General features: G+C 74.0%; 27 protein-coding genes. 15 read left to right on the top strand and 12 right to left on the bottom strand.

Annotated features, from left to right (window positions below; genetic code table 11):
* Positions 1-98 precede the first annotated feature (98 nt).
* Positions 99-554, bottom strand: a complete 456-nt coding sequence (locus tag VFG42_RS22855) for a universal stress protein (protein ID WP_324911133.1) — start codon at positions 552-554, stop codon at positions 99-101.
* A 133-nt stretch (positions 555-687) separates the two neighbouring features.
* Here VFG42_RS22855 and VFG42_RS22850 point away from each other — a divergent pair, with 133 nt between their 5' ends.
* Both VFG42_RS22850 and VFG42_RS22845 read left to right on the top strand, forming a co-directional pair.
* Positions 688-2,793, top strand: coding sequence for an FAD-dependent oxidoreductase (locus tag VFG42_RS22850; RefSeq protein ID WP_324911132.1), 2,106 nt, complete (start codon positions 688-690; stop codon positions 2,791-2,793).
* Complete coding sequence (locus VFG42_RS22845; protein ID WP_324911131.1) at positions 2,793-3,770, top strand: hypothetical protein; 978 nt, start codon at positions 2,793-2,795, stop codon at positions 3,768-3,770. The genes VFG42_RS22850 and VFG42_RS22845 overlap by 1 nt, the downstream gene beginning before the upstream one ends.
* 85 nt (positions 3,771-3,855) lie before the next feature.
* On the opposite strand, the gene VFG42_RS22840 is transcribed toward VFG42_RS22845, so the two are convergent.
* Positions 3,856-7,767, bottom strand: coding sequence for an ATP-binding protein (locus VFG42_RS22840; RefSeq protein ID WP_324911130.1), 3,912 nt, complete (start codon positions 7,765-7,767; stop codon positions 3,856-3,858).
* Positions 7,768-8,039: 272 nt separating this feature from the next.
* Between VFG42_RS22840 and VFG42_RS22835 the strand changes: the two genes are divergently transcribed.
* Positions 8,040-8,621, top strand: a complete 582-nt coding sequence (locus tag VFG42_RS22835) for an ATP-dependent Clp protease proteolytic subunit (RefSeq protein ID WP_324911129.1) — start codon at positions 8,040-8,042, stop codon at positions 8,619-8,621.
* Positions 8,622-8,711: 90 nt separating this feature from the next.
* Here VFG42_RS22835 and VFG42_RS22830 read toward each other — a convergent pair whose 3' ends face one another.
* The 4 genes from VFG42_RS22830 to VFG42_RS22815 form a co-directional block, all read right to left on the bottom strand.
* The gene (locus VFG42_RS22830) at positions 8,712-9,428 is read right to left on the bottom strand and encodes a winged helix-turn-helix domain-containing protein (protein ID WP_324911128.1); all 717 of its coding nucleotides are present in this window, start codon (positions 9,426-9,428) and stop codon (positions 8,712-8,714) included.
* A 101-nt stretch (positions 9,429-9,529) separates the two neighbouring features.
* Complete coding sequence (locus VFG42_RS22825) at positions 9,530-10,516, bottom strand: glycerophosphodiester phosphodiesterase family protein (RefSeq protein WP_324911127.1); 987 nt, start codon at positions 10,514-10,516, stop codon at positions 9,530-9,532.
* Positions 10,517-10,530: 14 nt separating this feature from the next.
* A complete protein-coding gene (locus VFG42_RS22820; RefSeq protein ID WP_324911126.1) occupies positions 10,531-11,328 on the bottom strand; it encodes a fumarylacetoacetate hydrolase family protein in 798 nt (265 codons plus the stop codon).
* Between the two features lie 59 nt (positions 11,329-11,387).
* Positions 11,388-11,618: a hypothetical protein gene (locus VFG42_RS22815; RefSeq protein WP_324911125.1), complete on the bottom strand. Its 231-nt coding sequence runs from the start codon at positions 11,616-11,618 to the stop codon at positions 11,388-11,390.
* A 110-nt stretch (positions 11,619-11,728) separates the two neighbouring features.
* Between VFG42_RS22815 and VFG42_RS22810 the strand changes: the two genes are divergently transcribed.
* Complete coding sequence (locus VFG42_RS22810; RefSeq protein WP_324911124.1) at positions 11,729-12,379, top strand: PilZ domain-containing protein; 651 nt, start codon at positions 11,729-11,731, stop codon at positions 12,377-12,379.
* A 9-nt stretch (positions 12,380-12,388) separates the two neighbouring features.
* Here the strand turns inward: VFG42_RS22810 and VFG42_RS22805 are convergent, their stop codons facing one another.
* Complete coding sequence (locus VFG42_RS22805; protein WP_324911123.1) at positions 12,389-12,736, bottom strand: hypothetical protein; 348 nt, start codon at positions 12,734-12,736, stop codon at positions 12,389-12,391.
* A 102-nt stretch (positions 12,737-12,838) separates the two neighbouring features.
* Here VFG42_RS22805 and VFG42_RS22800 point away from each other — a divergent pair, with 102 nt between their 5' ends.
* Positions 12,839-14,101 carry a TIM44-like domain-containing protein gene (locus tag VFG42_RS22800; RefSeq protein WP_324911122.1) on the top strand — a complete coding sequence of 421 codons (1,263 nt, stop codon included), beginning with the start codon at positions 12,839-12,841 and terminating at the stop codon, positions 14,099-14,101.
* Here the strand turns inward: VFG42_RS22800 and VFG42_RS22795 are convergent.
* Entirely contained in the window at positions 14,098-14,721 is a 624-nt protein-coding gene (locus VFG42_RS22795) for a TetR/AcrR family transcriptional regulator (RefSeq protein ID WP_324911121.1), read from the bottom strand. The two genes, VFG42_RS22800 and VFG42_RS22795, sit on opposite strands and share 4 nt — an antisense overlap.
* A gap of 32 nt (positions 14,722-14,753) precedes the next feature.
* Here VFG42_RS22795 and VFG42_RS22790 point away from each other — a divergent pair, with 32 nt between their 5' ends.
* Positions 14,754-16,394: an MFS transporter gene (locus VFG42_RS22790; protein ID WP_324911120.1), complete on the top strand. Its 1,641-nt coding sequence runs from the start codon at positions 14,754-14,756 to the stop codon at positions 16,392-16,394.
* Here VFG42_RS22790 and VFG42_RS22785 read toward each other — a convergent pair.
* Complete coding sequence (locus tag VFG42_RS22785) at positions 16,391-17,263, bottom strand: LysR substrate-binding domain-containing protein (RefSeq protein ID WP_324911119.1); 873 nt, start codon at positions 17,261-17,263, stop codon at positions 16,391-16,393. The two genes, VFG42_RS22790 and VFG42_RS22785, sit on opposite strands and share 4 nt — an antisense overlap.
* A 71-nt stretch (positions 17,264-17,334) precedes the next feature.
* On the opposite strand from VFG42_RS22785, the gene VFG42_RS22780 reads away from it, so the two are divergent.
* Positions 17,335-17,835, top strand: coding sequence for a GNAT family N-acetyltransferase (locus VFG42_RS22780; protein WP_324911118.1), 501 nt, complete (start codon positions 17,335-17,337; stop codon positions 17,833-17,835).
* Between the two features lie 161 nt (positions 17,836-17,996).
* On the opposite strand, the gene VFG42_RS22775 is transcribed toward VFG42_RS22780, so the two are convergent.
* Positions 17,997-18,710: a Crp/Fnr family transcriptional regulator gene (locus tag VFG42_RS22775; RefSeq protein ID WP_324911117.1), complete on the bottom strand. Its 714-nt coding sequence runs from the start codon at positions 18,708-18,710 to the stop codon at positions 17,997-17,999.
* Positions 18,711-18,967: 257 nt separating this feature from the next.
* Between VFG42_RS22775 and VFG42_RS22770 the strand changes: the two genes are divergently transcribed.
* Entirely contained in the window at positions 18,968-19,513 is a 546-nt protein-coding gene (locus VFG42_RS22770; protein WP_324911116.1) for a YqgE/AlgH family protein, read from the top strand.
* A 14-nt stretch (positions 19,514-19,527) separates the two neighbouring features.
* Here VFG42_RS22770 and VFG42_RS22765 read toward each other — a convergent pair whose 3' ends face one another.
* Positions 19,528-19,695, bottom strand: coding sequence for a hypothetical protein (locus tag VFG42_RS22765; protein WP_324911115.1), 168 nt, complete (start codon positions 19,693-19,695; stop codon positions 19,528-19,530).
* Between the two features lie 31 nt (positions 19,696-19,726).
* Here VFG42_RS22765 and VFG42_RS22760 point away from each other — a divergent pair, with 31 nt between their 5' ends.
* The 6 genes from VFG42_RS22760 to VFG42_RS22735 all read left to right on the top strand — a co-directional run bounded on the left by VFG42_RS22760 (position 19,727) and on the right by VFG42_RS22735 (position 24,552).
* Entirely contained in the window at positions 19,727-21,073 is a 1,347-nt protein-coding gene (locus tag VFG42_RS22760) for a hypothetical protein (RefSeq protein ID WP_324911113.1), read from the top strand.
* 91 nt (positions 21,074-21,164) lie between these two features.
* Positions 21,165-21,824: a PAQR family membrane homeostasis protein TrhA gene (trhA, locus tag VFG42_RS22755; protein WP_324911112.1), complete on the top strand. Its 660-nt coding sequence runs from the start codon at positions 21,165-21,167 to the stop codon at positions 21,822-21,824.
* A 42-nt stretch (positions 21,825-21,866) separates the two neighbouring features.
* A complete protein-coding gene (locus VFG42_RS22750) occupies positions 21,867-22,232 on the top strand; it encodes a hypothetical protein (RefSeq protein WP_324911111.1) in 366 nt (121 codons plus the stop codon).
* The gene (locus VFG42_RS22745; RefSeq protein WP_324911110.1) at positions 22,213-22,644 is read left to right on the top strand and encodes a hypothetical protein; all 432 of its coding nucleotides are present in this window, start codon (positions 22,213-22,215) and stop codon (positions 22,642-22,644) included. The genes VFG42_RS22750 and VFG42_RS22745 overlap by 20 nt, the downstream gene beginning before the upstream one ends.
* A 36-nt stretch (positions 22,645-22,680) precedes the next feature.
* On the top strand, positions 22,681-23,940 hold the full coding sequence (locus tag VFG42_RS22740; protein WP_324911109.1) for an acyl-CoA dehydrogenase family protein: 1,260 nt from the start codon (positions 22,681-22,683) through the stop codon (positions 23,938-23,940).
* Positions 23,941-23,961: 21 nt separating this feature from the next.
* Entirely contained in the window at positions 23,962-24,552 is a 591-nt protein-coding gene (locus VFG42_RS22735) for a helix-turn-helix domain-containing protein (protein ID WP_324911108.1), read from the top strand.
* A 21-nt stretch (positions 24,553-24,573) separates the two neighbouring features.
* On the opposite strand, the gene VFG42_RS22730 is transcribed toward VFG42_RS22735, so the two are convergent.
* A complete protein-coding gene (locus VFG42_RS22730; protein ID WP_324911107.1) occupies positions 24,574-24,990 on the bottom strand; it encodes an HIT family protein in 417 nt (138 codons plus the stop codon).
* Positions 24,991-25,013: 23 nt separating this feature from the next.
* Here VFG42_RS22730 and VFG42_RS22725 point away from each other — a divergent pair, with 23 nt between their 5' ends.
* Positions 25,014-26,171, top strand: coding sequence for a sigma-70 family RNA polymerase sigma factor (locus VFG42_RS22725; protein ID WP_324911106.1), 1,158 nt, complete (start codon positions 25,014-25,016; stop codon positions 26,169-26,171).
* Positions 26,172-26,417 lie beyond the last annotated feature (246 nt).

Here is a 26,417-nt window from a genome sequence, read left to right as displayed (position 1 = left end):
GTGCCCCGAGAACGACGAAGGCCTCCGCGCTCGTCGCCGAGTGGCGCCTGAACTCGCCACTCGGCGACGACCACGGAGGCCGTCGTCCAAAGAACGTTCTAGCGTGCGACCGCCACGGGGAAGGGCCGGAAGCCCGGGTGGCGGCCGGAGTCGACGACCAGCATGTCGACCCGGCAGGACGCGCGCCAGCGCAGCTCGCGGGCCAGCGAGGTCCATCCCGCGGGCACCACGATCAGCTCGGCGTCGTGCTCGCTCGCCACGGCGCAGAGCGCCGCGACCAGCCCGCACCGGCGGACGTGGCCGTTGACGGTGAGCCCGGCGGCGCTCAGGGCACCCTGGACGTCGGCCAGGACCGCGTCCACCTCGGCGCGCCGGCCCAGCGTCCGTGCCAGCTCCTGCGCGCGTGCGCCCGGCGGCTCCCATGCCGCCACGACGTGCACGGTGCCGCGACGCGCCTCGGCGACCGCGCCGGCGTACCAGGCGGCCGCTTCCGCAGCCGGTGAGCCGTCGGCGGGGACGACGATGTTCGAGGTCATGATGGCGGTCTCCAGCATCGCTTCAACTCTTCCGTGCACCGGCTAGGCGTTCACTCCGACGGAACGGCGTTCATCGGGCCCACGGAACAGCTGGTTCATCGCTCTCAGCGGTTGTGCGCGGCGGCTGTGTCCAATACGGTCGCGCCCCGTCATGGAAGGCCAAAGCACCGGACGACGGAAGGTCGCGATCCTCGGCGGCGGCGCGGGCAGCCTCACGGCCGCCTTCGAGCTGACCGCCACGCCCCAGCTGCGCGAGACCTACGAGGTCACCGTGCACCAGCTCGGCTGGCGGCTGGGCGGCAAGGGCGCCAGCGGGCGCCGGAACGTCGGCGGCGCCGAGCGCATCGAGGAGCACGGGCTACACGTCTGGTTCGGCTTCTACGAGAACGCCTTCGACGTCATGCGCCGCGTCTACGAGGAGCTCGACCGCCCCGCGGACGCCGCGCTGCGCACCTGGCGCGACGCGTTCCACCCCTGCGACGAGGTCGTCCTGCTCGACGACACCGACAAGGGCGGCCGCTGGATCCCGCGCCGCTTCCACTTCCCGCCCAACGAGGGCACGCCGGGCCTGCCGACCACGCCGCCGGACCTGCACCGCCTGCTGCACGACGCGATCCGCCAGCTGCGCCTCGTCGAGCCGCCCGAGCACGCCGCGCTGAGCCTCAAGGCGCTGGACAAGTTCTTCGACGCGTTCCTGGCGGGGCTGGAGAAGCTGCTCGGGGCCGGCGACGACTCCGACATGGCGGACCTCTTCGAGCGCTTCCTGAAGTTCGCCAAGCCGATCCTGCACCTCGGCGACCACGACGGCCACGGGCCCGAGGAGCCGCTGGTCTGCAAGTTCCTGCGGATCCTCACCGACGTCATCTGGGCGATCACCGACGGCGACCGCTACGCGATGACCTTCGACCTCACCTCGACGGTCTTCCGCGGCATCCTCACCGACCACCTCGACGACCGCGAGGCCGGCGGCTTCGCCCAGGTCAACGACATCGAGTTCACCGCCTGGCTGGCGCGCCACCGCGCCCGCCCCGAGACACTGGCCGAGTCCCCGATCCTGCGCGCCTTCTACCAGCTGTGCTTCGCCTACGAGGACGGCGACCGCGCCAAGCCGTGCGTCGCCGCCGGCAAGGCGCTGCAGGCGATGCTGCGCATGTGCCTGGGCTACCGCGGCTCGATCATGTGGAAGATGCAGGCGGGCATGGGCGACGCGATCTTCGCGCCGATCTACGAGGCCCTGAAGGCCCGCGGCGTCAGGTTCGAGTTCTTCTCCGAGGTGACCGACATCGGCGTCGGCGAGGACGGCGCGCTGGTCGACTCGATCACCGTGCGCCAACAGGCGCGGATCGCCGCGGGCGCCACCGAGTACGACCCGCTGCTCCCCGACGCCGGCGGCCTGCTGTCGTGGCCCGCCGAGCCGCTCTTCGCGCAGCTCGACGGCGACGAGGACGAGCTGCGCCAGATCCGGTTCGAGGCCTGCGAGGCCGTCCCGGACGCGACCACGCGGACGCTGCGCCGCGGCGAGGACTTCGACCTCGTCGTCTGCGGCATGTCGATCGCGTCGCTGCCCGGCGTCACCGACGCGATCGCCGCGACCGACCCGAAGTTCGCCGCCGCCATGGAGCACGGGCACACGGTCGCCACGCAGGCGCTCCAGGTCTGGATGAAGCGCGGTCCCGAGCAGCTCGGCGTCAAGCCGCTGGGCATGGTCTCCGGCGGCTACGTCAAGCCGCTGGACACGTTGTGCGACATGTCGCACCTGCTCCCGCGCGAGGCGTGGCCGGAGGAGACCGGCGTGACCTCGATCGGCTACTTCTGCGGCACGATGCGCCAGCCGCCCGGCGACACGCAGGAGGCCGCCGACGAGCGCGCCTACGACGAGGGCCTGGCGCACCTGCGCGAGCACGCCTGCGTGCTGTGGCCCGGCGCGGCGTGCGGCGACCCGTCCGGCTTCGACTGGGACCTGCTCTACGACCCCGAGGAGCGCGACGGCGAGGCGCGCGGCCGCGCGCAGTACTGGCGCGCGAACATCTTCGGCAGCGAGCGCTACGCGATCACGCCGCCCGGCTCGGTCGAGCACCGCATCCGCCCGTCGGAGGCCCGGGCCGCCAACCTGGCGTTCGCCGGCGACTGGACCCGCAACGGCGTCTGCGGCGGGTCGGTCGAGGCCGCCGTCACCTCCGGCAAGCTCGCCGCCCAGCACCTGTGCGGCAGCCCCGCCGTCGTCCCCGGAACCGAAGGCTGGCTGGAGTCAGACTGATGAGCGACACCCTTCCCGACTACGTCGAGTACGGCGGCCTGGCGGTGGCGCCCGGCCCCCTGCAGTGCGACGACACCACGTTGTACGTCTTCGGCCTGCAGGCCGACCACGCCAAGCTCGACGCGCTCTGCCGGCGGGTCTTCCGCGCGCCCACCGGCGGCGCGGTCGACTACCGCCCGCTCGGCGACCAGGTGATCCTCACCTTCGGCGTCGTCGGCGCCATCCGCCCCACGCTGGAGCCGTGGCACTCGATGGGCGCCGTCCGCGAGCCGCAGGTCGGCTTCTGGATCCCGGTCGCGCGCGTCAGGCACGAGGGCGACAAGCTCGTCGGCCAGGACTTCGGGATGTTCTGCGCGGCCATGATGTTGGACAACCCGATCTCGCTGCTGAGCGGCCGCGAGGACTACGGCTACCCCAAGACGATGGGGTGGCAGTCGATGCCGGGCGACGACGATCCGGCCGCGCCGTTCACGCTCGACGTCTTCGGCATGAACTTCGGCGGCGACGAGGCGCCCGAGCGCCGGCGCCTGATGGAGCTGGCGCCGGTCGGCGAGGAGCTGAGCGAGGCCGAGCTGGCGATCGGCGACATCCACGCGATGGCCAAGTGGTTCAAGAACCTGCTGTTCGACCAGCCGCAGGTCGACCTCGGCCTGCACTTCGCCTACGAGTTCGGCAAGGCGCTGCACGACAGCACGGTCAACCAGGTCTTCCTCAAGCAGATCCGCGCCACCGAGGACGGCCGCCGCGCCGACATCCAGCAGGTCGTCGTCGCGCCCGCGGTCACCAAGAACATCAAGGTGACCCAGCTGCGCCACGACTACGAGTGCGTCATCCAGCACCTGGACAGCCACCCGCTCCACGAGGAGCTGGGGATCGTGCGACAGCAGCGCGTCACGCTCGCGCTGCGCATGCACTTCGACTTCCTCATCAAGGCCGGCCAGGTGCGCTGGAGCGCGCCGGGCACGACCGACGGCTAGCGACGTCCGAGGCCGCCCACCACCGTGCGAACGAGCCGCCAGGCGCGTTCGCGCCGCGAAACGAGCCCTCTGGGCGAGGCTTCGCCTAGCGCTCGACCGTGACCCGCCACGAGTCCGGCCCCGACGGGCCGGGCTCGTAGGCGCAGAAGACGCCGGTGCGGATCGAGCGCTCGAGGTGGTGGCCGAGGCGCGCGTCGTGCTCGGCGATCGCCTTGACCGCGCCGCGGATCGCCCGCGTCACGTTGACGCGGGCGCGCTCGGCGGCGCTGCCCGCCTTGCGGTCGCGCCCGCCGAGGCCGACCGCGCGGGCCAGCTCCTGGCCGATGAACTCCAGCTCCTCGCGCAGCCGCGCGGCGCGCTCGACGTCGTGGAAGCGCTCGGCCTCCTCGAGGTCCTCGCGCAGCTCCTCCAGCCGCTCGCGGTAGGCGGCCTTCGCCGCGGCGTCCAGCAGCTCGCCCGCGTCGCCGCCGGCGGCGCCCAGCGCGACGTCCTGCCCGCCGGCCGACCGCCCACGCGCGGCCGCGTCGACCGGTCCGCCGACGAGGTCGATCGAGTGGACCTCGACGTCGGGGCGCTCCAGCAGCGTCGCGAGGTACTGCAGGCCCTTGCGGTTCTTCAGGCGCACGGTCTCCGTCCCGGTGACCGTCCAGAACTCGCCCTCCAGGCGGAAGGTCGCGCTCGGCGCGGCGGGCGCGGCGGGCTCCGGCGGGACGGCCTCCGCGCCGCCCGCCCCGGTGGGCGGCGGCGTCCGCGCCGCACGCGCGCCGGGGTTGGGCATCACCGGGATCGGGAGCGCGCTCAGCGCCTTCTCGTAGCCGAGCAGGCCCGCGGCGCGGCGCGCCAGCGTGGCGCTGCCCAGCCGCTGCGCCGCGGCCGCCGCGCGCTCCAGCAGCGCCCGGCCGCGCTCGCGATCGCCCGGGCCGTCGCGCAGCAGCAGCAGCCGGGCGGTCGCCAGCTCGGTGCGCGCGACCCAGATCGGCGCGCGCAGCTCGGCGTTCAGCTCCGCCGCGCGGCGCAGGTGCTCCTCGGCCTCGGCGTACCGGCCGATGACCGACGCGGTCGCGCCGAGGTGGTGGTCGACGCAGCCCCACGCCGAGATGCCCGAGTAGACGACCTGGCCCGCCCACGGCTCCAGCAGGGCGTACAGGACCTCGGCGGCCGCGCGGTCCTGCAGGTGCGCGGCGACCTCGGCGTAGATCGCCAGCCCCGGCAGCCACGTCACGTCGGGCGGCAGCTCGGAGAAGTTCGTGGACGTCTCGTGGCCGAGCAGGCGGCGCGCCTCGTCGTCGAGGTCGCCCTCGCAGCAGGCCATCGCCAGGACCGCGCGGAACGCCGGGATGCCCGGGTTCTCGGCCACGACCTGGGCGATCAGCGGCTGCAGCTCGGCCAGGCGGCCCTGCTCGTAGCGGATGTTCGTCAGCTGCGAGGTGAAGAACGACAGCGCGTCGGGCTGCGCGGAGAGCGTCGCGATCTGCAGCGCCTCGTGCGCGTGGTGCTCGGCCTCGGCCAGCGACCCGGCGATGATCTCCAGGTTGCCCTGGTCGTAGGTCGCCAGCCAGCGCATCGTCGGCTGCCCGAGGCGCTCGGCCAGCGCGGCCTCGTGCTCGACGTCGCGCCAGGCGTCGGTCAGCCGCCCGGCCTCGACCAGCGCGGCCGCGCGCCAGTGCACGGCGTGGAACTCGGCGACCGGGTCGCCGGTGCGCCGGGCGGCGCTGACGTTCTCGTCGCTGTTGGCCAGGCGCTCCTGGAGCGTCTCGGGCATCCACAGCGTCACGAAGCGCAGCGACAGCACGCGGCTCAGCGCGGCCGGGTCGTCCAGGCGCCGCGCGAGCGCCAGCGCCTCGTCGCTCAGCGCGACGCGCCGCGGCCGGTCGGCGGGCGAGAACGCCAGCTCGGCGGCCAGCGTCGCCAGCAGCACCGCGCGCTCGGGCGAGTCGGGCTCGCCGACGGCCTCCAGGGCCTCCTCCAGCGCGTGCAGGCGCTCGTCGTCCACGACGCCGGACGCCGACACGAAGCCGCGCGAGTTGGCCAGGACCGCGCGGATCAGGCCCGGGCCGTCCTTGCGGCGCCGGGCCAGCGAGGCGGCCTCCAGCAAGGTGGTGCGGAACTCCGGATCGCCGGACTGGCGCTGGGCGTCGCCCAACCCCACCAACAGCTCGAAGCGCACCTCGTCGTCGGCGCCGGTGACCTGGTCGAAGAGGTCCAGGCCCTGGCGGTACCAGTCGACCGCGTCGTCGGGCGCCAGCTGGCCGACCGCGTGCTCGCCGGCCCGCTGCGTGTAGCGCAGCGCGCGCTCCAGGTCGGCGGGCTCGGCGTTCAGCCAGTGGCGCGCCAGCTCGCCGACGCGGGAGCCCGGCTGGGCGGGCGCGCCGTCGCCGTCGGTGAGCATCGCCTCCAGCGCCTCGGCCGCCCGGCGGTGCAGCCGCGCGCGGCGCGCCGGGCCCAGGCCCTCGTAGAGCGCGGTGACGATCAGCGCGTGCGCGAAGGCGTAGCGGTCGCCCGGACGGCGCGGCGGGATGATCAGCGCGGCCTCCGACGCCGCGTCGACGGCCTCGGCGACCGCGTCGGGCCCGCCGTCGACCATCTGGCCGACCAGCTCCAGGTCGAACTCCTGCCCGACGATCGCCGCCGCGGCCAGCGGGTCGCGGACCGCGTCGCCCAGCCGCGCCAGCCGCCGCTCGAGGACGTCGCGGACCGAGCCCGGCATCTGCGCGGTGGCGAGGTCGTCGCCGTGGTGGCGCAGCATCTCGGTGACGAAGAACGCGTTGCCCGACGTGCGGCGCTGCAGCGTGCGCGCGGCGTCCAGGCCGGCGGCGTCGAGCGCGTGTCCGGTGGTCTCGCGCGCCAGCTCGGCGACCTCGCCCGCATCCAGGCCCGTGAGGTCCACGCGCGCGACGTCGGGCTCGCGGTGCAGGTCGGCCAGCAGCTTGGCCAGCGGATGGTCGTCGTCCAGCTCGGTCGAGCGGAACGTCGCGATGATCGTCAGCCGCAGGCGCAGGTCGGAGGCCACGAGGTGGCGCAGCAGCAGCAACGTCGGCGTGTCGGCCCACTGGACGTCGTCGAGGAACAGGACGACCGGCCGCTGGGCCTGCTCGGCGCCCAGCAGCCCGGCGACCGCCGAGAACAGCAGGTAGCGCTCGGTGTCGTTGTCGACGCCGCGCGGCGCGGGCGCGTCCGGGCGGCGCCGGCCCAGCGCCGGGACCAGGCGGCACAGCTCGCCGCCGTGCTCCTCGACGTGGCGCTCCAGGACCGCGTCGGCGGCGTGGTCGACCAGGTGCGACAGGGCCTCCACGAACGGCTGGTAGGGCATCCGCAGGTCCTCGTCGCAGCGGCCCTGCAGGACGGTGGAGCCGCGCGCGTGCGCGGCGACCGCCAGCTCGCGCGCGAGGCGCGACTTGCCGATGCCGGGCTCGCCGCCGAGCAGGATCACCTGGCGTCCGCCGTGCGCCGCGCGGGCGACCAGCGGCTCCAGGCGGCGGCGCTCCTCGGCGCGGCCCACGAAGTGCTCGGGCCGCGCGACCTCCAGGCGCACCGGCAGCGGCACGACCGGCTCGGGCAGCGGCTCCCAGCGGATCTCGGCCGCGGCGTCGGGACCACCGAGGCGGCGCGGCTTCTCCAGGTCGAGGTCGTCGTGAGGGCGCAGGCGCTCCCACAGCGGCGCGTCGACGAGGATCTGCCCGGCGCCCGCCAGCGCGCAGAGGCGATCGTCGCGCCCGGGCTCCAGGGCCGCGGCGATGCGCAGCACGCCCGGGACCGCCGCGGTGCGGTTGTCGGCCTCGATCCGCTGCTGCAGCTCGATCGCGCACAGCGCCGCGGCGTGCGCGTCGGCGAACGCGACGCGCAGCGCGTCGCCGTCCGGGCGGACGTCGGTGACCGCGTCGAAGGTCGCGACGACGGCTTCGAGCAGCGCGAGCTGGCGCCCGCGCGCCTCGGCACCGCCCGCGAGGGCCGCGCTCAGCTGGATCGTGTGGTGCTCTGGCTGCTCTGGGTCTCCCATGCCCCCGGCTCCGTGACGGGCCGTCCGACGCCCGCATCATGACGAAGCCGAGGGGCATGAGAGAGGTGCGGCTCGGAATGTCCGGAGGAGGTGTCCATCCCGGGTCCGTCCCTGGACTGCTCGGAGCGCGTCATCCCCGCCGCGCTCCGAACCGCTGTTCTGTCGTCCTACGCCCCTCTGGCGTGACGTCGCGTGGAACGCCGTTCAAGCGCGACGAACAGCTCGGGACGGACGGATGAACGACGCCGAAACGCAACCGCTAGGTTGTGGGCATGCCCATGGTCCCGATGGTGATCGAGCGCACCGCCCGCGGCGAGCGCGAGTACGACATCTACTCCCGGCTGCTCAACGAGCGGATCATCTTCCTCGGCTCGGCGATCGACGACCAGATCGCCAACCTGGTCGTCGCGCAGCTCCTGCACCTGGAGTCGTCCGACCCCGACAAGGACATCTCGATCTACATCAACTCGCCCGGCGGCTCGATCTATGCCGGCCTGGCGATCTACGACACGATGAACTTCATCAAGCCCGACGTGTCGACGATGTGCGTCGGGATCGCGATGTCGATGGGCTCGCTGCTGCTGATGGGCGGCGCGCCGGGCAAGCGCTACTCGCTGCCGAACTCGCGGATCCTCATCCACCAGCCGTCCTCGGGCTTCGAGGGCCAGTCGTCGGACATCGAGATCCACGCCAACGAGATCATCAAGACGCGCAAGCGCGTCGACGAGATCTACGCCAAGCACACCGGCCAGCCCGAGGAGAAGGTCCACACCGACATGGAGCGCGACCGCTTCTTCAAGCCCGAAGAGGCCGTCGAGTACGGCCTGATCGATCGGGTCATCGAGCACCACTAGCCGGGTCGCGTTTGCGCGCCGCCCGCCCGCGCCTGACGGCCCCGACCGGAGCTTGACGGGCTGGCGCCCGCCTGCGCTCGCCCGGGACCGTCAGCCACGACCGTTCGGGGCGCAATCGCGACCCGGTAGCTCAACCCCGAGGGCCTCGCGCAAGCCTGCGCGGCCCTCGTCGGTCACCCGCAGCACGCGCTTCTTCGGCTCGGGGCGGGTGACCCAGCGGCGCTCCAGCAGCTCGCTGAGCAGCGCCGCGCCGAGCGCGCCGCCGACGTGCGGTCGGCGCTCGGACCAGTCGATGCACGCGCGCGCGGTGGCGCGGCGGGCGCCGAGGACCGCGTCGACGTCGAGGCCGAAGGCGCCCAGGCGCTCCGCGCCGCGCGGGGTGATCGCGAACGCGCCGTCGCCGAGCGTGACGACCTCCGCGGCCACCAGCCCGTCGGCCAGCGCGACGCCCGCCTGGCCCGCGAGGTGGTCGTAGCAGGAGCGCGCGGCGCGCAGCGCCTCGCCGTGGTGCCACTGGCGCAGCGTCGTCGGCCGGCGCGGCGGCGACAGCGCGGCCAGCGCCTCCAGCGCGCGGCCGACCTCCGGGCCCGCCAGCCGGACTTCGCGGCGGCGCCCGACGCGCTCGGTCACCACCAGCCCGCCGCGCTCCAGGCGGTCGAGGTGCTCGGTGGCGGTCGACGGCGCGATCGACGCGGCGACGGCCAGCTCGCGCGCGGAGTGGCGGCCGCCGTCGAGCAGCGCGTCGAGCATCGCGGCGCGCGACGGGTCGGCGATCAACGCGGCGGTGGCGGCGAGGTCGACGTCCATGCGTCGCAGGCTACGCCCGCGACGCATCGGCCTGGGCCGAAGCGTCGCCCGCCCGCGTCGCCCGCCGGCGTCGCCCGCCGCGCCGCCTCAGCGGCGCCGCGTCAGGCCGTCTTGCAGGAGGCCGGACGCGGGTGCGACTTCAGCACCTTCTCGAACGCCACCGGCTGCGCGGTCATCACGCCGTCCACGCACCAGTCGATGAGCTTCTTCCACGTCGTGGGCGACTCGCCGTCGTCGCTCAGCCACGTGTGCCACGCGTAGCCGGCCTGGTGGGCGCGCAGGACGTTGCCGGCGGTCGTGACCTCGAGCGTCTGGCCGTTGAGCTCGTAGGTGATCGGCAGCTGGAAGGCGACCACGCCGTCGCCCGGCGACGTGCCGCCGAGCAGGAAGTTCGCGCTGCCGCCGATGCCCGGCGCGACCGGGATCGCCGGCGCGAGCTGGTGGAAGCGGTCGACCGCCTCCTGCTTGAACGACACCACGATCAGGTCGCGGCGCTTGGAGGACTTCAGCAGCGCGCCCAGCACGTCGGCGTTCTTGAGGTACTCCTCGACCGCCTCGGCCTTCGTGCGCCCCTTGATCTCGATGTTGATCGGGGTCTTCGGGAACGCCTTCAGCACGGCCTTCAGCGTCGGGACGCGGAAGTCGGAGGCCTTGTAGCCCTTGGGCGCCTTCCTCTTGCCGGTCGCCACGCCGCGGAACGTGTAGGACTTCGCCTTGCGATCGTGCCGGTAGGCGTTGGCCGTCGACGCGTGGAACCAGTAGGCCCCGTCGAGCTTCTCGACCTGCGCCAGCGTGTGCGACGCGATCGTCCCGCTGCCGTTGGTGACGCGGTCCAGCGTCGTGTCGTGCATGACCACGACCTGGTCGTCCTTGGTGACCCCGACGTCCAGCTCCAACATGTCGGCGCCCGCCTTCAGGGACTGCTTGAAGGCGTACATCGTGTTGGACGGGAACTCGTCCTCACCGCCCTGGTGGGCGATGTTCAAAGGCTTGGCCTCGATCCAAGGGTTGGTCGCGGCGCGCGCCCCGGCGGGGACGGCGAGCGACAGCATCAACAACAGCGGGACGGCGACACGGCGATGGGACATCGCGCCGCAGTCTGTCACATGGCGACGTCGGCGATCGCGTGCTCGATCGCGCCGAGGCCCTCGATCTCGATCCGGACGCGATCGCCGCCCGTCAGGAAGCGCGGCGGGTCCATCGCCTGGCCGACGCCGGGCGGGGTGCCGGTGAGGATCAGGTCGCCGGGCTCCAAGGTGATGGCCTCGCTCAGGAAGTCCACCACCTGCTGGACGCCGAAGATCAGGTCCGACGTCGAGGAGTCCTGGCGCGGCTCGCCGTTGACCCACGTCCTCAGCGCCAGCGCGTGCGGGTCGGCGACCTCGTCGGTGGTCGTGATCCACGGGCCCCAGGGGCACGAGCGGTCGAAGCCCTTGGCGCGCGTCCACTGGCGCTCGCGCTTCTGCAGGTCGCGCGCGCTGAGGTCGTCGGCGACCGCGTAGCCGGCGACCGCGCCGCCCGCGCCGATGACCACGGCCAGCTCGCCCTCGTAGTCCAGCCGTCGGACGACCGCGGGGATCGCGACGTCGTCGTTGGGCGGCACCGAGGACGACGGCAGCTTCATGAACACGATCGGCGCCTCCGGCACCTGCTGGCCGGTCTCGGCGGCGTGCGCGGCGTAGTTGAGGCCGATCCCGAAGATCGCGCGCGGGCGCGGCACCGGCGCCAAGAGGCGGACGTCGGCGAGGTCATGGGTCGGACCGTCGGCGGGCGTCCGATCGCCCGAGGTCAGGCGATCCAGGACGGTGGTGCCGTCGGCGAACGCGACGATCGCGTCCCCGCGCACCTCCCCGGCCAGCGGCGTGTCGGATCCGGCGGCGACGAACGTGGCGAGCTTCATGGGCCCGCGGACCCTACCCGCCTGGCGTCCCTCTCAGGCCGCCGGGCGGGCCGGACGACCTACGAGGCGCGTGCCGCGCGACGGGCGCGACGGCGCTGGGCCGCGGCGGCGCGACGACGATCGGCCGGGCTGGCGGTCGCCTCGTTCTCCTCACGACGCTTCGCCCACTTGGCGCGCTCTTCGTCGCTCATCTTGCGGATCGTCAGATCCCCCGAAGAGACCTGGTCCTTGATGCGCTCGAGCTTCGCCTCGCGCGCGGCCTGATCCCGCTCTCGCTGCGTCTTTGCCATGCCTACAGGGTACCCCGCCGAAAGCGGCGTTAGTGACGATGGTCGCTAACGTGCGTTCCCACCGGATTCGCGCTCAAGTTCCAGGCTCCACGGCCGATCGACCGGGGGAGATGAGCTGGTGGCGCCGCGACACCGAGGAACGCGTGCGCGTCCTCGTCCCGCGGGTGACGACCGTCGAGGCGATCGTCGTGCGCGCCGTCGAGGGAGCCGCCGAGCTCGCGCTCGCGCAGACCAGCGACGTCCCGCCGCGCTTCCTGCACCGCCGCCGGGCGACGATCGTCCCGCTGAGCGGCGACGGCCGCGTCGACGGCCGGCTGCTGGCCGTGCCCGGCGCCGGCGGGCGCGTCCGCGACGACCTCCTGCACTTCCTGCAGGCCGTGGTGCCGCTGGCGCCGCCGCGCACCGAGCCGCAGCGCCGCGACGACGCGCGCGTCGACCTCGTCCGGCCCGTGGCGATGATCCCCGAGGGCTTCAAAGTCGGCTGGCTGAACGGCTTCACCCGCAACGTGTCGGCCGGCGGCGTGCTCGTCGCGGGCGCCGACGCGCTCGGCCCCGGCGACCGGCTGCGGCTGCGCTTCGAGCTGGACTCCGAGGAGGACCTGATCGACCTGCTCGCGCGCGTGGTCCGCGCCGACGACGCGTGGGGCCTGCGCGGCCTGCGCCTGGAGCGGCTGACCGACCGCGAGCGCGAGCGGATCGTCAAGTTCGTCTTCGCCCGTCAGCGCCGCGCGCTGGCGGAGCTGCGCTCGCGGTCGGCCTGAGCGTCGCGCCTACCGGCGGTCGCGCACCTCGTCGGGCGCGGGCTCCGACTCGCGCTCGCGCACGAAGCGGCGGTGGTCGCCGGGGAGGTCCTCGTCGGCCAGCCCCTCCTCGTGCAGCGCGGCGCGCGACTCGTGCAGCTCGGCCTCCGCGCGCTGGGCGCGGGCCTCGCGCTCGGCACGATCGGCGTCGGCCATCCGCTCGCGGGCGACCTCGCGGTGGGCGCCCGCGACCTCCTCGCGACGGCGGGTGATCTCGCGCTCGCGCGAGCGGGCGCGCATGCGCGGCATCGCGACGGCGAGCAGCGCGATGATGACGACCGCCACGACGACGATCGCGATGATGAGTCCGGTGGACATGAACTCCTCTCCCGTGGGACGTTTGACTGCCCGTGGCGTACCCGGAGACCGCCGATGCGAAATCGGGCGCGTCCAGCGTCCACCTTCTAGGGTGGGCGGCGCATGCACGGAATGCTCGGGACGATCCTCGCCGCGGCCGGCGGCGGCTCCAGCGGCTTCGGCGGCGGAGGCGGCGGTGGTGGAGGCGGCTTCGGCGGCGGAGGGGGCGGCGGCTTCGGCGGGAGCGGCGGCAGCGGCGGGTTCTCGCCCGTCATGTTCCTGGTGATCGTCGTCATCGTCCTGCTCGTCTTCGCCTACTCCGGGCTGAAGACGATGCAGTACCGGGCGCGCCGCGCCGCGCGGGAGCGCGCCACCGTGCGCGCCGCCGCCGAGGCGGCGACCGACGACGCCGACTTCGATCCCGACACCGTCCGCACCGAGGCGTCGCGGCTGTTCCTGGCGATCCAGCGGCGCTGGTCGTCCAACGACATCGAGGGGCTGGAGCAGCTCGTCGGGCCCGACCTGATGGTCGAGTGGCGCCGCCGCCTGGAGGACTTCCGGCGCAAGGGCTGGCGCAACCACTGCAAGCCGCACGGCGCGCCGAAGGTCGAGTACATGGGGTTGGTCAACCGCGAGGGCGAGGACGAGGATCGCGTCGTCGTCCGGATCACCGCCTCGATGGAGGACTACGTGGTCGACCAGCGCGGCGACGTCGTCAACCGGACCGGGGAGCGCAGCACGCGGACGACGCTGGTCGAGTGGTGGACGCTGCACCCGCCCGGCGACCGCTGGCGCCTGATGTCGATCGAGTCCGACGCCGAGGGCCGCCACAACCTCGACAGCCCGCTGATCGCGACGCCGTCGGCCGACGCGCGCGTGGCCGACGAGGCGGTCGTGGAGCTGGCGACCGCCGACGCGGTGACCAGCGTCTCCGACATCGCGCCCGCCGAGCTGGAGGAGGACGCCCGCGCCGCCGCGCTGGACCTCGCGCTGGCCGACGGCCGCTTCGCGCCCGACGTCCTGGAGGTCGCCGCGCGCCACGCGGTCGAGGCCTGGTCGGAGGCCATCGACGGCGCCGACGACGCGCTCGAGGCCCTCGCCGAGCCGGCCGCGGTCGCCGCGCTGCTGCAGACCCAGGGCAACCGCCGCCTGGTCGTCCGCGGCGCGCGCGTCGAGCAGCTGCGGATCTCCGGGCTGGACCCGCACGCCGAGCCCGCGACGATGACCGCCAGCGTCGTCATCAAGGGCATCCGCTATGTGGAGGACCGCAACTCCGCGGCGGTCCTGAGCGGCAGCAAGACGGCGCCGGCGACGACCGCGCAGCGCTGGACGTTCGCGCTGACCGGCGACGAGCGCACGCCCTGGCGCCTGGTCGGCGTGGCCTAGGCGGCGGCCATCAGCGCCGCCACCAGCTCGCCGGACCCGGAGGCCATGAGCGCGCCGACGAGCGTGCCGATCAGCAGGCCGCGCACCTCGTCGCGCGTGAGGTCGTCGTGCTCGATCCAGTCCAGGCAGGCGCCGTCCATGAACCACAGCCAGCCGCGCACGGCGGTGCGCGCGCCGGGCGGCACCGGCGTGCCCGCCCCCACCACGCCGGCCATCAGGCGCTCGGCGGTGGCGCCGCGGACGTCCTCGACCATCGCGCGGATCTCCGGCACCTCGCCGGCGGTGATCATCAGCTTGGCGTAGGCCTCCGCGTGCTCGCCGATCCAGCCCAGGTAGGCGTCCAGCGAGCGCTCCAGCTGCTGGGCGGGCGGCAGCGACGGGTCCGGCCGGGTGCGCGCGACGAGGTCCTCGGCGGCCGCCTGCAGCGTGGCCTCGAAGTAGGCCTGCTTGGACGGGAAGTAGTGGTACAACAGCGCCTTGGAGATCCCGGCCTCCTTGGCGATGCGCGCCATCGACAGCTCCGAGTACGCGGCGCTGGTGAACAGGCGCTCGCCCAGCGCGACGAGCTGCGCGCGGCGCTCGTCGACGTCGAGCCTGCGGTAGGCGGGGCCATCGGGCACGATCCCGACGCTACTGCGTCACACTGCGCGCAGTGCGCCCGCGTCACGTCCTGCTCGCCGTCGCCGCGGGCCTCGCGCTCGCCGACGCGTCGATCGTCACGCTCGCGCTGCCCCAGCTGCTGCGCGAGCTGGACACGACCGTCGAGGGCGTCGCCGCGATCCTCGGGGTCTACACCGTCGTGCTGGCCGCCGCGCTCGTGCCGGTGGAACGCGCGCAGCGCCGGATCGGCGCGCCGCGCACGGCGGCCGCCGGCCTGCTGGTCTTCGGCCTCGCCTCGCTGGTGGCGGGCGCCAGCTCGTCGCTGGGGCTCCTGCTGGCCGCCCGCGCCGTGCAGGCGGTCGGCGGGGCCGCCGCGCTGGTCGCCGCGTTCGCGCTGCTGGAGCCGTCGGGCGCGGCGGGCGAGCGCGGGCGGCGCCTGTGGCTGGGCGCGGCGGTCCTGGCCGCGGCGGTCGGCCCGGCGCTGGGCGGCGCGCTGACCGAGGTCTTCTCGTGGCGGGCCATCTTCTACTTCCAGGCGCCGGTGGCCGCGGTCGCCGCGGTGGTCGCGCTGGCCGAGCCGCGCCGGGACACCGCCCCGCGCGAGCGCGCGCAGCGCCTCGCGCTCGGCCCCGCGATCGCGCTCGCGCTCGTCTCGGCGGCGCTGACCGCCGTCCTCTTCCTGTTGGTGTTGCTGCTCGTCGCCGGCTGGGACGTGCCGCCGCTGCGGGCCGCCGCGACCGTCACGGTGATCCCGCTCGGCGCCCTGCTGGGCTCGCGGCTGGGCGGCAGCGCCCGGACGCGCGCGACCGCCGGCTGCGCGCTGGTCGGCGCCGGCGTCCTGGCGCTGGCGTTCCTGCCCGACGCGCACCTGTGGTGGACGTTCGCGCCGCAGGCCGCCGCCGGCCTGGGCATGGGCCTGGCGCTGCCGGCGCTCGGCGGCGACCTGCTGCCCGAGCGCGACGCCCGCGACGCCTCGCACCTGCTCGTCCTGCGCCACGTCGGCATCGCGTTCGCGCTCGTCGTGCTGGCGCCGATCGTCAGCCACGACCTCCAGGCCGCGACCGAGCGGGCCAAGGAGCGCGGCGTCGCGGTCGTCCTGGACGCCAAGCTGCCGCCGACCGAGAAGCTGCGCCTGGCGCCCGACCTGCTGGCGGGCGTCGACCAAGAGCAGCCCCGCCACGGGCTGCGCGCGGCGTTGGCCGCGGACCGGTCGACGATCGACCAGCAGTACGCCAACGCCTACCACCAGCTCTCCGAGCGCGTCGACGACACGGTCGTGCTCGCGGTCGGCGAGGCGTTCCGCACCGCGTTCCTGGTCACCGGCGCGCTGGCGCTGCTGGCCGCCGTGGCGGTCCTCCCGCGCCGCCGGCCGAGCCAGGTGCTCGCCGCCGCCGCGGCGAGCGCCGTCCTGCTCCCCGTCGCCTACGCCGAGCTGCACGCGGTCTTCGCGCCCAAGCCGGTGCGGCTCGCCGACCCCTGCCACCCGCGCCCGCTGCCGGACACCGGCGGCATCGAGGGCTTCATCCAGGACCGCGCGCTGGAGCTGCTGGACACGACCGCCTGCAAGGCGGGGTCCTCGCGCGAGCAGCTGGTGCTGGCGCTGGCCGACAAGAGCGAGCGCAAGCGCTTCGAGCAAGAGCATGGGGTCGATCCGCGCTCGCTGAGCGGGATCCTCCAGACGCTGCTGGGCTAGGCGCCCAGGAAGCGCGCCACCGCCGGGCGGTCGTCGCCCGCGCGCACGAGCACCTGGACCTCCGAGCGCGCACGGCTGCTCAGCGGCACCGCGACGACCGTCGCCGGGCGGATCTCCGCCGCGCTGGCGGGCGCGATCGTCACGCCGACGCCCACCCCGACGAGGTGGAAGATCGTCACCCAGTTGGAGGCCTCCTGGACCACGCGCGGCTCGAAGCCCGCCGCGCGGCAGGGGTCGAGCAGGTTGCGCCGGTAGGCCAGCGCGCCCGCGCTGACCGGGTAGAAGACGAACGGCTCCTCGCGCAGCGCGCTCGGCGACAGCCGCCGGCGGGCCGCCAGCGCATGCCCACCGGGAAGCACCGCGACGAAGCCCTCGGTGGCCAGGACCGTCGTGTCGACGCCGTCCAGCGCCTCCGCGTCGCGCACGATCCCGACGTCGACGTCCCCGGCCATCAGCCGCCCGGCGATCTGCGACGTCTGCCCCTCGTGCAGCCGCGTGTGGACGTCCGGGAAGCGCCGGCGGAACGCCTGCAGCCGCTCGGGCACGCCGAGCGAGATCGCCGAGGAGACGAACCCGACGTCGAGCGTGCCCGCCTCGCCGCGACCGATCCGCGCGGCCTCGTCGACGCCCTCGCGCGCCGCGTCCAGCAGCCGCCGCGCGCGGACCAGGAACGCCTCGCCCGCCGCGGTCAGCGCGACCGACCGCGACGTCCGCGCCAGCAGCGGCGCGCCGACGATCTCCTCCAGCCGCCGGATCTGCTGCGACAGCGGCGGCTGGGCCATGTGCAGCCGCCGCGCGGCGCGGCCGAAGTGCAGCTCCTCGGCGACCGCGACGAAGTAGCGCAGATGGCGCAGCTCCAGCTGATCCATATGCGGACGATATCGATGGCGTCACATCGAGATATTGGACATCTCGCCGACCGAGGCGGAGCATCCTGTTCGTGACCGTGATCGCCATCGACTCGATCGCCACCCCCGAGGACGCGGCCGCGTTCGCGCGCCTCAACGAGGAGTGGATCACCACGCACTTCGCCCTGGAGGCCAAGGACCGCGAGACGCTCGCCGATCCGTTCGGGCGCTACGTCGCGACCGGCGGCGACGTCCTGCTGGCGCGCCACGGCGACGAGGTGCTCGGCTGCGTCGCGCTGGAGCCCGAGGGCGACGGCGGCGACTTCGAGCTGTCCAAGATGGCCGTGGCGCCCGCCGCGCAAGGCCATGGCCTCGGCCGCCGGCTGCTGGAGGCCGCGATCGCCCGGGCCCGGGAATTGGGCGCGTCGGCGCTCTTCCTGGGGTCCAACCGCCGGCTCGGGCCGGCCGTCCACCTCTACGAGTCGGTCGGTTTCGAACACGTCGCGCGCGAGGACATCGGCCCGATGCCCTACGACCGCGCGGACGTGTTCATGCGGCTGGAGCTGGAGCGGCCCCGGCCCGAGGAGGGCTAGTGTCGTGATTCATTCATTCGGTCGCAGCTTTCCGGGATGCTCGGCCCCGTCAGGCGGTCGTCGATGACCGCAGGCGACCCCTTGGGTCGTTGAGGATCGGCGACGAGCGCATGGCGGCGGCGAGCGCCCGGAGGCGGCCAGCGAATGAATGAATCACGACACTAGAGCAGCTCCGGCAGCGCTTCCTGCGGGTCCCCGTGCAGCAGCCAGCCGTTGTCGGTCCGCTCGACCAGGCCGCGGCGCGTGAGCACGCCCAGCGCGGTCGTCACCGACGGCCGGCGCGCGCCGACGAGCTTGCCGATCGTCTCGTGGGTCAACGAGAGCGGCACGCGCACGCCCTGCGGCGAGACGCGGCCCCAGCGGTCGGCCAGCAGCCACAGCAGCACCAGGACGCGCGCGTCCACGCGCGGCACCTGGGCGATGGCCCGCTGCACGCTCAGCTGCCGCGAGCGGCGCACGGTGCGGCCGACGAGCGTGTCGAGCATCGACGGCCAGCGCCCGGCGACGGCGGCGAAGCGCCGGTCGAGCACCGCGACGCGCGCGGGCTCGAGCACCGACCACGTGACGCTGCCGGGCAGCGGCTCGAGCGACAGCTCGTCGTCCCACGGGCGGATGACGTCGCCCTGGCCGAGCAGCTCGGTCGTCGAGCGCTTGGCCAGCTCGACGTCGCGGGTGATGAGCCCGTCGAGGACCAGGAGCCCGATGGCGGGCGCCGCGCTCTCGCCGTTGGGCGAGGGGAACTCGAACGGGCCTGTCGGCAGGGCGTGCACCGCGGCGACGGCATGTCGCCGGGCCAGGTCACGCGCGTCCCCGCTGAGGCCGGCCCCGAGCTCCGGATCGGCGTCGAGGATCGAGATCAGTGGACGTGAGGTCATTGTCTGACTGGACACCAGGACTCCGGTCTTCCCCGTCTGATCCGAGACAAACACGGTTGCGGGGTGGTGAAGCGGACGACGGCAGAGAACGAACCGGAAAACCGTTCGCTGTCGCTTGGTTTCCAGAGCTCACCAACCGATGTCCTTCATCGGACATGTAGAACAAGCGACCCCTAACCACCATAGGGCAGTTCGGGAGCGTTGCCGAGCTTTGAGCGCCCCGGGGTCGTCGGAGAGCGTGGCACCATGGACGTCCCATGGACTCGCTGCAGGGCCAGCTGCTGATCGCCGCGCCGACGATGTCGGACCCCAATTTCGCGCGCACCGTCGTGGCGATCGCCAACCACGACGACGACGGCGCGCTGGGCATCGTCCTCAACCGGCCCTCCGACACCGAGGTCGTCGAGGCGGTCCCCGAGCTTCAGGGCGTGGTCGACACCGACGAGGTCGTCTTCGTCGGCGGGCCGGTCCAGCCCGCGTCGATCGTCGTCCTGGCCGAGTTCGAGGACCCCGAGGAGGCCGCGTTCCTGGTCGTCGAGGGGATCGGGCTGGTCAGCGACCGCACCGGGCTGGACCGCCTCGGCACCGCCACCGCGCGGCGCCGCGTCTACGCCGGCTACACGGGCTGGGGCCCGGGCCAGCTGGAGTCCGAGCTGGAGCGCGAGGACTGGATCGTCGAGCCCGCGCTGCCGCAGGACGTCTTCGACGACGACCCGCTGGACCTGTGGACGCGCGTCCTGGAGCGCAAGGGCGGCCAGTTCCGCCTGCTGGCGCGGATGCCGATCGACCCGACGGTGAACTAGACCCCCAACCGCCCTCAGCTCGCCAGCAGCGCGATCACCACGACGGCGACGATCCCGACGCCGATCAACCCGTACACGATGGTCTGCGCCGGCCAGTTGCGGGCCCAGTGCGCGGCGTCGGCCTGGTCGCGCGTGTGGTGGCCCTCGGGCGGCGTGCCGACCCAGTCGTCGTCGTCTGCCATGTGCGGGTTGTACCCCGTATCGTCCGACATCGTGGCCAAGAAGAAGCCCGCACGTCCCACGCGTCCCAAGAAGAGCGCCGAGCCGACGACGGCCCAGCTGCGTCAGGAGTACTACGCCCGCCGCGCCGCCGAGCAGGCGCTGGAGGAGCTCGGGCTGCGTCTGGAGGATCGAGAACCCGCCAAGGGCGACGCCCACTGGTGGGGCGCGGCGCGCGACGCGCTGGACCGCCTGGAGATCATCCACGCCGCGTGGCGCTTCGCCGGGCTCAACGGCTACGCGCCCGAGCCCGAGGACTTCGACCCCGACCGGGGCTGGCCGACGGCCGAGGAGGTCGAGGCGGTCTTCGGGTCGTGGGACAAGATGCTCGACGAGTCCGGGCTGGACGGCGCGATCTTCAGCGTCATCGTCGAGAAGGCGCTGAGCGCGCACGAGCAGCTGCAGGCGCGCGAGAAGGAGCTGGAGCTGCGCGCGGGCAAGCTCGAGGCCGAGGCCAAGAAGATCCCGGAGCTCAAGCGCCGCGAGGAGGTCGCGCGGGCCAAGCGCGACGAGGCCGACGACGCCCGCGCCACGGCCGAGGCGGCGCGCGACGCGCTGACCCGCGAGCGCGACGCCGCGCAGGCGCGGGTCGCCGAGCTGGAGGCCGAGGTCGCCGAGCTGCGCGCCGCCGCCGCGGCCGCCGAGGACAGCCCGCCCGCCGAGGGCGAGCTGCTGGAGGAGATGGAGCGCGCGCTGGCCGACGCGGCCGCCACCCAGCAGGCGCGCGACGAGCTGCACGACCGCATGGAGCGCCTGCGCGCCGAGCGCGAGCAGGACCGCCGCGCGATCGCCGAGCTGACCCAGCTGCTGGCGCGCGTCGACGCCGAGGGCGGCGAGGCGCCCGACGGCGGCGCCGTGGCGGGCGCCGAGGACGAGACCCCGCCCGCGACCGTCCTGGAGGCGGTCGAGCGCGCGGCGGCCGAGAGCAAGCACCTGCGGTTCGCGCCCAAGGCCTTCGAGACCGCCGCCGAGTCGCCCTTCCGTCGCCCCGGCCTGGTGCTGCGGACGCTGCGGTCGCTGGACGACCTGGCCGGCCGCTACGCGGAGGGCGACATGGGCAAATCGCTGGTCCAGGCCGCCGCCGAGCACGGCATCACCCAGTACAAGCACGACATCGCCGAGACCACGCGCAAGCGCTACGAGGACGACTACTCGTTCTTCGTCGACGGCCCCGGCTCACCCAAGCTCTGGGTCGGCCCCCACATCGGCCTGGGATCGGGCAGCGGCGCGCAGTTCATCGCGCGGATCTACCTGCACGTCGCGGACGGCAGCGACCCCGAGGTGCCGCGGGGGATCTACGTCGCGGTCGTGGGTCGGCACCTGCCGGACACGACGACGTAGGCGGTGGCGCCTGTGCGCCACCCCCTCCCACCCTCCGGCTAGCCCCCGAATCGCTCGTGCACCGTCCCCGCCGTGGGTACCGTGGCGCGCGATGAGCCGGACCGCCGCCGTGATCGACGAGGATCTCCGCCCGCTGCTGCGGGGCATGTCCCACGCCTACGCGTTCTGGGTGGCCTTGGTCGCCGCCGTCGTCCTGACGGCGATGGTGCCCAGCGGCACGGCGCGGGTCGGGGCGGCGGTCTACGGGATCGGGCTGTGCGGGTTGTTCGCGGCCAGCGGGACGTATCACCGCTGGCGCTGGGATCCGCGCTGGCGGCCGCTGCTGCGGCGGATCGACCACTCGACGATCTTCGTGTTCATCGCCGCGAGCTACACGCCGGTCGCGCTGCTGGCGATGCACGGGACGCTGCGCTGGGTGATCCTCGGCGCGGTCTGGGCGGGCGCGGTCGGCGGCGTGACGCTGTCGGTCGCGTGGATCGACGCGCCCCGCGCGCTGCAGGCCCTGCTCTACGTCGCGCTCGGCTGGACCGCGCTGGTCGCGATGCCGCAGCTGATCGACGCGCTGGACGTCGCGCCGCTGCTGCTGCTCGCCCTCGGCGGCGTCCTCTACTCCCTCGGCGCCGTCGTCTACGCCACCCAGCGCCCGGACCCCTGGCCCCGCGTCTTCGGCTTCCACGAGGTCTTCCACGCGCTGGTCATCCTCGCCGCCGCCGCGCAGTTCACCGCGCTGGCCGGCTGGGTCTTTCCGTAGACACGCGGTGATTCCGCGCGACCTCGGTGGTGGGGTTGCGCGGTGGCCGCCGACCATCAGCGCAGCGTTCCGGTGTTCGGACCGTTCTGCCGTCTGGAGGCGCCCAAGGGCCAGGACGCAAATACAGTCGTCCTTCAGGTCCTGTCGGGCGAGATCTGGGGCGAGGAGGCGCGTGCCGGCGACGGTCCCACCGTCCAGGCCTACGCGCGCCCGCTCCGCGCGGGAGAGCGTGGCATCGAGTTCTGGGCCTTCCAGGCGCCCGACACCCTGTTCGGCCCCCGTCCGAGCTGGCGGACGCCGGGTTCCCACCTGGTGATCGAGTCGGAAGGCGGTCGCGAGGTGGCCAAGCTACGGGTAGCCTTCGTCCGAGTCAGCCAGGATCTCCTTCATGCCTCAACCGCCCTCTAGCCCCGTCACCTGGGACAGCCGGCCGCGGTTCTTCCGCGCGAATCCGGACGCGACGATCGCGTTCAACCGCGTGGGCTGGCAGCGGCTCGGCGCGGCGTTCGCCGAGGAGGACGACGAGATGGGCGGCGTCGCCTGGCGCGCCACCGGCGTTGCCGAGGACGAGGCCGGGACCTTCCGGTTCGCGGTGATGGACTACGACGAGGACACGACGTTCCTGCTCGTGGCGCCGGACGGCGACGAGGCCGTCGAGCACGTGCTCGCGGCGCTCGAGCGCGCGGGCGTCTCGCCCGCCGCGGTCCTCGAGCGCCTGCCCGTGGCGCAGCCGCCGTCGCTGGAGGAGCGCGTCGCCGAGCTGGAGCGGTCGATGGCCGCGCTGGTCGACGGCGCCGCGGGCCCCGCGCAGACCAACTGAACGCCACCGTTCCTACTTCCTGGTAGCTTTGGCCGCATGGCCAGCACCGCCGAGACCCCCGACGCCACCCAGGCGCCCGCCGAGCCGAAGTTCTCGCTCGCGCTCAACCAGGATCAGAAGGACCTGAGGGACTGGGTCCACGGGTTCGCGGAGGGCGTCGTGCGCCCGGCCGCGGAGGAGTGGGACGAGAAGGAGTCCACCCCGTGGCCGATCATCCAGGAGGCCGCGAAGATCGGCCTCTACGGGTGGGAGTCGATGCAGCAGTTCGCCGCCGACGAGAGCGGCCTGACGCTGCCGATCGTCCAGGAGGAGCTGTTCTGGGGCGATGCCGGCATCGGCATGGCGATCATGGGCACGGGCCTGGCCGCGGCGGCGATCGCCGGCCAGGGCACGTGGGAGCAGGTCATGGAGTGGGTGCCGCGCTGCTACGGCACGCCTGAGGACGTCAAGGTCGCCGCGTTCTGCGCCTCGGAGCCCAACGCCGGCTCCGACGTCTCCAACATCCGCACGACGGCCAAGTACGACGCGGCCTCCGACACGTGGACGCTCAACGGCCAGAAGGCGTGGGCGACCAACGGCGGCATCGCCGACGTGCACGTGATCATCGCCCAGACCGACAAGGAGCTGGGCTCCCGCGGCCACGCCGCGTTCGTCGTCCCGATCGAGACGCCCGGCATCGAGCAGGGCGCCAAGGTCAAGAAGCACGGCCTGCGCGCGTCGCACACCGCCGACGTCCACCTCGACGACTGCAAGATCCCCGGCGCCTACCTGCTCGGCGGCAAGGACAAGCTCGACGAGCGCCACGCCCGCATCCGCGAGGGCAAGAAGGGCAAGACGCAGGCCGCCATGCAGACCTTCGAGGCGACGCGCCCGATCGTCGGCTCGCAGGCCCTGGGCATCGCGCGCGCCGCCTACGAGTACGCCCTGGCCTACGCCAAGGAGCGCGAGCAGTTCGGCAAGAAGATCATCGAGAACCAGTCGATCGCCTTCGCGCTGGCCAACATGAAGATGGAGATCGACGCCGCCCGCCTGCTGGTCTGGCGCGCCTCGTGGATGGCCCGCAACGGCATCCCGTTCGAGAACGCCGAGGGCTCGATGTCCAAGCTGAAGGCCGGCGAGGTCGCGGTCTGGGCCACCGAGCGCGCGATCCAGATCCTCGGCGGCAACGGCTACACCCGCGAGTACCCGGTCGAGCGCTGGCACCGCGACTCCAAGATCTACACGATCTTCGAGGGCACCAGCGAGATGCAGCAGCTGGTCATCGCCCGCGCGATCTCCGGCATGCGCATCTCCTAGGCGGCCGACCGCCACCACCTGATGTCACGCGCGAGGGCGGCGCATCTGGGACCCGAGCTGCGCAGGCCGCTCGTCCTGGACGCCGCCCTGCCGCTGTTCGCCGAGGACGGCTACGACGCCGTCTCGATGCAGGCGATCGCCGACGCCGCCGGCGTCTCCAAGCCCGTGCTCTACTCGTGCTACGCCTCCAAGGAGGAGCTGTTCGACGAGCTGATGCGCCGCGAGGAGCGCAAGTTGTGGCACATGGTCGAGGACTCCGTCCCGATCCCGGGCGCCCTGGGCGAGAAGGAGGACCTCCTGCGCCACGGCCTCGCCGCGCTGCTGCGCGCGGTCGCCCAGGCGCCGGACGCGTTCCGCGTGCTCTACCTCCAGCGCCACGGCGAGACGCGCATCGAGCGCGGCCGCGAGCACTGGGAGCAGCGCATGTCCGAGGTGCTGGCGGCGTGGACGCGGCTCCCCGACCGCGAGACCGCGCTGCTGGGCCGCATGTTGGTGGCCTTGGCCGAGCTGGGGTTCCGCGTCCAGCTCGAGGAGCCGGGCCAGTGGGAGCCCGACGCGCTGGCCGCCTACCTCGCCCGCGTGGTCGTGCGCGGGATCCCGAGGTCGGACTGAGCGCGCGACGCCGCCCGCCGGTCAGAGCGCGTCAGCGATCCGCGCCGCCACCGCGTCGCGCGCGGCGTCGTCGGCGTACTTGGTGCGCGGCCAGAAGAACCCGCGCAGCCCGTCCTTGAAGTTGCGCGGCACGACGTGGCAGTGCAGGTGCGGCACCGACTGGCTGACGACGTTGTTCATGGCCACGAACGTCCCGGCCGACCCCATCGCGTCGGGCACCGCGACGCTCAGCCGCTGGACGAGCGCGAAGAACGGCTCCAGGCGCGCGGGCGGCAGGTCGGCCAGCGTCTCGACGTGCGTGCGCGGCACCACGAGCGTGTGGCCCTCGAACAGCGGCCGCGCGTCCAGGAACGCGACGTGGTCGTCGTCGGCGAAGACGATCGCGGCGGGCAGCTCGCCGGCGACGATCCGGCAGAAGACGCAGTCGTCGGCGGGCATCGTCCATGACACCCTATGGGCCGATGTCCGGTTCCGCGTCCCACGAACGTCACCGCCAGGAGATGACGTTCGACGCGATCCTCACAGAGCAGGCCGGGCCGCTGACGCGGCGCCTGGCGCGGATGGTCGGTGATCGCGAGACCGCCGAGGACCTGCGCCAGGAGACGCTGGCGCGCGCGTGGCGCCGCGGTCCGCGCGACGCGTCGCCGCCGGTCGTGCGCGCGTGGCTGCACCGGACGGCGACGAACCTCGCGCTCGACGAGCTGCGCCGCCGCAAGCGCCGCGAGCACGTCCCGCTGCGCGAGACGCTCGCCGCCGCGGGCGGCCACGACGGGCAGCGCGACCCGCTGCTGGCCGACGCGCTGGCGTCGCTGACCGCCCATCAGCGCCTGGTCCTGCTGCTGCGCTTCGAGGCGGGGCTGTCGCTGCGCGAGGTCGGCGCGCTGCTGGACCTCGGCGAGGACGCCGCGCGCAAGCGGGTCGCGCGGGCGCGCGCCGCGTTCCTGGAGGCCTACCGCCAGGCGGGCGACGACGACCCGCGCCCGACGATCCTGCTGCTGCTCGGCCGCGAGGACCCGGCGCCCTACGAGGCGTGGCTGCGCGCGTCGGGCGCGCGCGTGCGGACGGTCGCGGGCGGCCAGGCCGGGCTGGACCTCGCGGGCGCCGACGGCCTCGTGCTCGGCGGCAGCGAGACCGACGTGCACCCGAGCCTGTACGGCGAGCCGGTCGGCCCGCACGTCGGCGCGACCGACCTGACGCGGCACCTGCGCGACCTCGCCGCGCTGCGCCACGCGCTGCGTAGCGGGCTGCCGGTGCTCGGCGTCTGCAGCGGCACCCAGTTGTTGAACGTGTTGCACGGCGGCACGCTGCACCAGGACCTGCCCGCCGCCGGGTGGGACGCGCTGGACCACCGCGACGAGCATCCGATCGCCACCGCCGACGACACGCTCGCGCGCCGGCTGATCGGCGGCCGCCCCGGCGTGGTCTCCGAGCACCACCAGGCGGTCAAGCGCCTGGGCCGCGGCGTGCGCGTGACGTCGGTCGCGCCCGACGGCCTGGTCGAGTCCCTCGAGGTCCCGGACCACCCGTTCGCGCTCGGCGTCCAGTGGCATCCCGAGCGCTGCTCAGGCGACGTCGGCCGCCGGATGGCCGACGCGCTCGTGGCGGCCTCCGCGGCCTAGTAGCGCCGAGCAGGCCGACCGACGGCGCCTTCGTGTCGCGGAGGAACACGAAGGCGCCGTTGGTCGCCGGGATGTCCGGTCGAGGCGCGCGCGTCGTGGTGGGTCGACAGGTCGACCCGCGGGATCGCGGCGGGCGCGGTGGACGCGAGGGCGGCGCAGCACGCGAGCGCGATGACGGCGGCGAGGACGACACGACGGCGGACGGACATGGCCGCGCGACGCTATGGCGCGCCCGCGGCCGGCCGT

Source organism: Baekduia sp. (assembly GCF_035685985.1).
In the GTDB taxonomy this organism is placed as follows: Bacteria; Actinomycetota; Thermoleophilia; order Solirubrobacterales; family Solirubrobacteraceae; genus Baekduia.
The sequence above is the reverse complement of the archived record's forward strand: the minus strand, read 5'-3'. Positions and strand labels throughout refer to the sequence as shown.